The 6,327-nt window shown below is 72.2% G+C and carries 6 protein-coding genes; 2 read left to right on the plus strand and 4 right to left on the minus strand.

Annotated elements, in window-relative coordinates:
• Positions 1–124: 124 nt before the first annotated feature.
• Complete coding sequence (locus HMPREF0731_RS10675) at positions 125–661, plus strand: YcbK family protein (RefSeq protein WP_245538300.1); 537 nt, start codon at positions 125–127, stop codon at positions 659–661.
• 135 nt (positions 662–796) lie between these two features.
• On the opposite strand, the gene HMPREF0731_RS10680 is transcribed toward HMPREF0731_RS10675, so the two are convergent.
• The 4 genes from HMPREF0731_RS10680 to HMPREF0731_RS10695 all read right to left on the minus strand — a co-directional run bounded on the left by HMPREF0731_RS10680 (position 797) and on the right by HMPREF0731_RS10695 (position 5,056).
• Complete coding sequence (locus HMPREF0731_RS10680; protein WP_007004130.1) at positions 797–2,062, minus strand: M20 family metallo-hydrolase; 1,266 nt, start codon at positions 2,060–2,062, stop codon at positions 797–799.
• Between the two features lie 68 nt (positions 2,063–2,130).
• Entirely contained in the window at positions 2,131–2,445 is a 315-nt protein-coding gene (sugE, locus tag HMPREF0731_RS10685) for a quaternary ammonium compound efflux SMR transporter SugE (protein WP_007004131.1), read from the minus strand.
• Between the two features lie 135 nt (positions 2,446–2,580).
• Complete coding sequence (locus HMPREF0731_RS10690) at positions 2,581–4,314, minus strand: dihydroxy-acid dehydratase (RefSeq protein ID WP_007004132.1); 1,734 nt, start codon at positions 4,312–4,314, stop codon at positions 2,581–2,583.
• 70 nt (positions 4,315–4,384) lie between these two features.
• Positions 4,385–5,056, minus strand: a complete 672-nt coding sequence (locus HMPREF0731_RS10695; protein ID WP_007004133.1) for a GntR family transcriptional regulator — start codon at positions 5,054–5,056, stop codon at positions 4,385–4,387.
• Between the two features lie 132 nt (positions 5,057–5,188).
• Here HMPREF0731_RS10695 and HMPREF0731_RS10700 point away from each other — a divergent pair, with 132 nt between their 5' ends.
• Positions 5,189–6,238 (plus strand): Bug family tripartite tricarboxylate transporter substrate binding protein, encoded by a 1,050-nt coding sequence (locus HMPREF0731_RS10700; RefSeq protein ID WP_007004134.1) that lies wholly within the window; start codon positions 5,189–5,191, stop codon positions 6,236–6,238.
• Positions 6,239–6,327: the final 89 nt, after the last annotated feature.

Below are 6,327 nucleotides of genomic sequence, written 5' to 3' on the forward strand. Positions count from 1 at the left end.
CCAGCGCCACGCCGGTGCGCGCCCAGGCCAGTTCCGCCCCGCTTTCCCCGCCAGCCACCACGATCGAGTAATGCCCTTCTTCAAACGTCACGCTGCCCCTTCCTGCCCCTGCTGCGACCCGGCCATGGCCGGGCGACGGGAGGTGATCGCCGCCGGCCTCGGCCTGCTCGGCGCCACCGCCCTGCCGTCCCGCCGCGCCGCGGCGGCGCCGCTGGCGCCGGTGCGCAGCCTGAAGGTGCAGCGCGCCTATACGGAGGACAGCTTCGAGGGGGTGTATTTCCGCGACGGCCGCTATGACCGCGAGGCGCTGCACAAGCTGGACTGGGTGTTCCGCGACCTCTCGGCCGCCGAGGTGACGCCGATGGACCCGCGGCTGTTCGACGTGCTGCATTCGGTGGCGGAGCGGCTGGAGGCCAGCGAGGCCTTCGTCATCTCCAGCGGCTACCGCACGCCGGAGCACAATGCCAACAATGCCCGCCGCTCCACCCGCGTCTCGACGGTGAGCCTGCACATGTCGGGCATGGCGGCGGATTTCCGCCTGCCGGGGCGGGACGCCTTCGGCGTGGCGCGGATGGCGGCGCAGATGCAGGTGGGCGGTGTCGGGCTGTACCGGCGCGAGGGCTTCGTGCATCTCGACTGCGGGCCGCCGCGGCGCTGGTAAGCAAAGCAGTCTTCTTTTTCTAAAGAAAAAGAAGCAAAAAGACTTTGTCCGTTTGGCGTCCCGCCTATGGCCTGAGGCGGGACGCCAACTGACAAAAGTTTTTTGGTTCTTTTTTACAAAAAAGAACCCTTTTCCTTACTTTGCCAATTCCACCAGCGCCGCCGCCAGCACCCGCGTGCCCTTGGCGAGCTGCTCCGGCGTCGAGTACTCCGACGGGTGGTGGCTGACGCCGCCGCGGCAGGGCACGAAGATCATGCCCGTCGGGCAGAGCGGCACCATGAATTGCGCGTCGTGGAAGGCGCCGGAGGGCAGGCGCAGCGCGCCCAGCCCCTGCGCCCGGGCGGCGCGCTCCACCGCATCCGGCACTTCGGGCTGGAAGGTCACGGGCAGCGCGTGGAAGCGTTCCGTCACCGTCGCGGTGCAGTCGCGCAGCGCCGCCTGGATGACGCCCGGAATGGCGTCGCCGCGCTGGAGCAGCACCTCGGCCTGGGGGTGGCGGAAATCGATCGAGAAGCGCGCCAGGTCGGCCACCGTGTTGGAGGCGTTGGGGAAGACCTCGACCTTGCCCACGGTGAAGCGCAGCACGTCCTTCGGGTCGTGCATCAGCGCGTTCAGCGCGGTGATGGCGCGCACCATGTCCTGCACCGCGTCCTGGCGCTGGCCGAGCGGCGTGGTGCCGGCATGGTCGGTCTTGCCGCGGATCTCGACGGTGAACCAGCGGCTGCCCTGGATGCCGGTGACGATGCCGATATCCAGCCCGCCGGATTCCAGGCGCGGCCCCTGCTCGATATGCGCCTCGACATAGGCGTGTGGGCGGTAGGCGCCGAGCGGGCGGCGCGGCAGATCGGCCTCGGCCGCCAGGTGCTCGTCCAGCGCGGCGCGGAAGGTGATGCCCTCCGGGTCGGTCACCGAGTCCCAGGCGGTGGGGGGCTGGAAGCCGCTCCAGGCCATGCTGCCCATGCAGCCGGGGGCGAAGCGGCCGCCTTCCTCATTGGTCCAGGCCACCACCTCGATCGGGTGGCGGGTGGTGATGCCGGCCTCGCGGATGGCCTGCACCGCCTCCAGCCCGGCCAGCACGCCCCAGATGCCGTCGAAGCGGCCGCCATTGGGCTGGCTGTCCATGTGGCTGCCGGTCAGCACCGGGGCGGCGCCGGGGTCGCTGCCCTCATGCCGCAGGAACAGGTTGCCGAGTTCGTCGGTGGCGACGGAGAGGCCCAGCTCCGTCGCCCAGCCGATCAGCTTGCGGCGCGCCACCCGGTCCAGGGCCGAGAGGCAGGGGCGGTTGACGCCGCGGTCCTCGGGCGTGGGGCCGGGGATGGCGCCCAGCTCGGCCATCTCCATCAGCCGGCGCCACTGGCGCGCCTCGTCCACCGCCGCGATCAGATTGGGGGCCACCGCCATCGTGCCTGCCTCGTCCGGAAACCTTGGGAGTGCATTCCTGCCAGGGGCGGGCGGAAAGGCAAGGCCGGTCAGGAGACCAGCTTCAGCCCGACGATGCCGCCGGCGATCATGGCGATGCAGAGCAGCCGGGCGGCGGTGGCCGGCTCGCCGAACAAAGCGATGCCGAGGAGGGCGGTGCCGACCGTGCCGATGCCGGTCCAGATGGCATAGGCGCTGCCGAGCGGCAGGGTGCGCAGCGCCAGGCCGAGCAGCGCCAGGCTGGCGGCCATGCTGGCGATGGTCAGCAGGCTGGGCACCAGCCGGGTGAAGCCTTGGGCGTATTTCAGGCCCACGGCCCAGCCGATCTCGAGCAGTCCGGCGAAGAGGAGATAGATCCAGGCCATGAGGGGCGGCCCCCTTGTGAAAGGTGGCGGGGCCGTCCCTGCCGTGATCGGTGCGAGGGGAGGTCGTCCTCCCGGCGCTGAAGATAGGACCGGCCGCGCCGAAGCCAAGGGGGCGCGGCCGGCCGGGATGGCGGTTCAGCGCGACGGGTCGGCGCGCAGCATGTCGAAATCGCAGCCCTCATCGGCCTGCAGCACCTGCTCCTTGTAGAGCCGGGCATAGCCGCGCTTGGGCGGCGGCGGCGCGGCCGGCAGCTCGGCGCGGCGGCGGGCGAGCTCGTCCTCGGCCACCAGCAGGTCGATGCGCCGCTCCTTCACCGAGAGGCGGATGCGGTCGCCATTGCGCACCAGGCCGAGCGGCCCGCCCGAGGCGGAGTCGGGCGAGACATGCAGCACGATGGTGCCATAGGCGGTGCCGGACATGCGGGCATCCGAGATGCGCACCATGTCCTTCACCCCCGCCCGCGCCAGCTTGGACGGGATCGGCAAATAGCCGGCCTCCGGCATGCCGGAGGGCGAGAGCGGCCCGGCATTCTGCAGCACCAGCATGTCGTCCGCCGTCACGTCGAGATCCGGGTCGTCGATGCGCGCGGCCAGATCCTCGAGCGAGGTGAAGACCACGGCGCGGGCCTCCTTCTCGAACAGCTTGGGGTCGGCGGCGGCGCGCTTGAGGATGGCGCCGCGCGGGGCGAGCGAGCCGAACAGCGCGACCAGCCCGCCCTCGGGCTGCAGCGGCTCCTCCCGCGTGCGGACGACGGTGCGGTCGACGAAGCCGGGCTCGGCCGCCAGCCGCTCGCCCAGCGTCTCGCCGGAGACGGTCAGCGCGTCGAGATGCAGCAGCGGCTTGAGTTCCCGCAGCACGGCGCCGATGCCGCCCGCCACATGCAGGTCCTCCATGTAGAAGGGGCCGGTGGGCTTCAGGTCGACCAGCACGGGGGTGGTGTCGGAGAGTTCGTTCAGCCGGTTCAGGTCGATCTTGACGCCCGCGCGGCCGGCGATGGCGGTCAGGTGGATGATGGCGTTGGTCGAGCCGCCGATCGCCAGCAGCACGCGCAGCGCGTTCTCCACCGATTTCTCGGTGACGATCTGGTCCGGGGTGATCTTCTTCGCCGCCAGCATCATGGCGGCGGCGCCGGAGGCCTCGGCGGCGCGGATGCGGTCGGCATGCACGGCGGGGATGGCGGCGGTGCCCGGCAGCATCATGCCCAGCGCCTCGGCCAGCGAGGCCATGGTGGAGGCGGTGCCCATCACCGCGCAGGTGCCGGCGGTGGTGGCGAGCTGGCCCTCGACCTCCTCGATGGTCTCGGAATCGATCTCGCCGGCGCGGAACTTGGCCCAGAAGCGGCGGCAATCGGTGCAGGCGCCGAGCCGCTCGTCGCGCCAGCGGCCGGTCATCATCGGCCCCGTCACCACCTGGATCGCGGGCACATTGGCCGAGACGGCGCCCATCAGCTGCGCCGGCACCGTCTTGTCGCAGCCGCCCACCAGCACCACCGCGTCCATCGGCTGGCCGCGCACCATCTCCTCGGTGTCGATCGACATCAGGTTGCGGAAGAACAGGCTGGTCGGGTTCAGGAACACCTCACCCAGCGAGATGGTGGGGAATTCCAGCGGCAGGCCGCCCGAGGCCAGCACGCCGCGCTTCACCGCCGCCACCAGCTCCGGCACCAGGCGGTGGCAGTTGTTGAACTCGGAATAGGTGGCGGCGATGCCGACCACCGGCTTCTTCAGCAGGTCGGAGGACAGGCCCATGGAGCGCGCCATGGACAGGCGCAGGTAGCGGGCGAAGTCGCGGTCGCCATAGTTGGTCAGGCCGCGGGTCAGGCCCACGGCTTCCGGGGCGGCGTCGGGGGCGTCGTTCTTGTCGGTCATGGGCGTTTCCTCAGGGCAGGCAGGGAAGGGGGCGGGCAGGGAAAAGGGCGAACAAAAACCGGAAAAAAGATCAGGCCAGGAAGGCGGCCTGGGCGCGCAGATAGGCCTGGCGGGAAGGCACCAGATGCGCCTCGCACAGGCGCAGCAGCGCGTCGCGGTCGGCGCCTGCGAGCGCCGCCAGCATGGCGTGGTGTTCCTCCTGGGCGCGGGCCAGGGCCGCCGGGTCGGGCACGGCGGCGAAGCGGATGGCATGCGCGCGCAGCGCCAGATGCTCGATGGTCTCGGCCAGGAAGGCATTGCCGCAGCAGCCGAAGAAGGCGCGGTGGAAGGCCAGGTTGGCGCGGAAGGCGGCGCGCGCATCGCCCTCCGCCACGGCGCGGTCATGCGCGGCCTGCACGGCGCGCAGGGCGGCCAGGGCCGCCTCCGGCGGGGGGAGGGGCATCTGCCGCGCCGCCTCGCGCTCCAGCAGGGCGCGCAGCGCGTAGAGCTGCTCCACCTCCGCCAGGCTGTAGGCCTTCACGAGCGCACCGCGATTGGGGATGCGCTCGACGAGGCCCATCCGCTCCAGCTCGGACAGCGCCTGGCGGATGGCGTGGCGGGTGGCGCGGAAGCGCGCGGTCAGCTCCTCCTCCACCAGCCGCTCGCGCGGGTGCAACCGGCCGAAGACGATGTCCTCCTCCAGCGCCGCGGCGATGGCGGCGGGCAGGGCGGTGGGGGTGTCGTCGCGGGCGGGCTCGGCCATGGGGGCTCCTGAAGGACGCCGGGCGATGCCGGTAGCCGCAGCCTAATCGGCGACGGGATTGTCGACAATATCGTTGACTCGATTGCCGACGGGCGGGACCATGCGGCCAAACACACCAAAGGAGGATCGTCCATGCGCAGCCTTGCCCGCGCGCCCCTGGCCCCGCACATCCTGGCTGACGGCCCCGGCCCCGGCCTGTCGCGCCGCGCCCTCGGCCGCCTAGCCCTGGCCGGGGCGGCGCTGCCCCTCGCCGCCGGCCCGGCCTTCGCCGCCTTCCCGGACCGCACCATCACCATCGTGGTTCCCTTCGCCCCGGCCGGCGCCACCGACCTCGCCGGCCGTGTCCTGGCCGAGCGCATGGGCCCGCTGCTGACCGAGGGCGGCCGCGCCGTGGTGGAGAACCGCCCCGGCGCCGGCTCGGCCCTCGGCGCCGATGTGGTGCGCCGCGCCCGCGCCGATGGCTACACGCTGCTGGTCGGCTCCGCCTCCACCCTGGCGGTGGCACCGGCGGCGCAGCCCAAGGTGGCGCGCTACAACCCGGCCGAGGATTTCACCCCCATCGCCATCGTCGGCACCAGCGCCATGGGGCTGGTGGTGCCGACCGCCTCCGGCATCCGCAGCGTGCCCGAGCTGGTGGCCCGGCTGCGCGAGGGGGCGGGGCGCGACGGCTATGCCAGCTCCGGCGTCGGCGGCGTCGCGCATCTGGCGGGGGCGCTGTTCAGCAAGCTGGCCGAGGCGCCGGCCAACCACATCCCCTATCGCGGCGGCAGCTCGGTGGCCGAGGCGCTGATGAAGCAGGAGGTGCTGTTCGCCATCGACCAGATCGCCTCCATCGTCGGCCAGATCCGCGACGGCGCGCTGACCCTGCTGGCGGTGACGACGCGCGAGCGCGACCGCAACTTCCCCGAGGTGCCGACGCTGGCCGAGGCCGGCATCGCCGAATACGAGCTGTCCACCTGGACCGCCCTGGTGGGCCCGAAGGACCTGCCGGCCGACGTCACCACGGCGCTGAACCGCGCCGCCAACACCGCCCTGCGCGAGCCGGCGCTGCGCGAGCGGCTCTCCTCCTCCGGCACCGACCCGCGCGACGACAGCACGCCGGAGAGCACCCGCGCCTTCCTGGTCGAGGAATTCGCCCGGTTCCAGGCCATCGTCGCCCGCACCGGCCTCCAGATCGATTGATGCTGTCACGCTGCCGCCGCCCCGCGGGCCCGTGGGGCGCGGCAGGACGGACGGAGGGGCGGTTGCGCGCGCCGGGGCCGGGCGCCGCC

This window comes from Pseudoroseomonas cervicalis ATCC 49957, assembly GCF_000164635.1.
Classification (GTDB): domain Bacteria; phylum Pseudomonadota; class Alphaproteobacteria; order Acetobacterales; family Acetobacteraceae; genus Pseudoroseomonas; species Pseudoroseomonas cervicalis.

Excerpts from the sequence above, each read along its gene's own strand:
- HMPREF0731_RS10680 (WP_007004130.1), bottom strand. The coding sequence starts at position 2,062 with ATGGCGGTGGCCCCCAATCTGATCGCGGCGGTGGACGAGGCGCGCCAG.
- HMPREF0731_RS10700 (WP_007004134.1), top strand. The coding sequence starts at position 5,189 with ATGCGCAGCCTTGCCCGCGCGCCCCTGGCCCCGCACATCCTGGCTGAC.
- HMPREF0731_RS10690 (WP_007004132.1), bottom strand. The coding sequence starts at position 4,314 with ATGACCGACAAGAACGACGCCCCCGACGCCGCCCCGGAAGCCGTGGGC.
- HMPREF0731_RS10675 (WP_245538300.1), top strand. The coding sequence starts at position 125 with ATGGCCGGGCGACGGGAGGTGATCGCCGCCGGCCTCGGCCTGCTCGGC.
- HMPREF0731_RS10695 (WP_007004133.1), bottom strand. The coding sequence starts at position 5,056 with ATGGCCGAGCCCGCCCGCGACGACACCCCCACCGCCCTGCCCGCCGCC.
- sugE (WP_007004131.1), bottom strand. The coding sequence starts at position 2,445 with ATGGCCTGGATCTATCTCCTCTTCGCCGGACTGCTCGAGATCGGCTGG.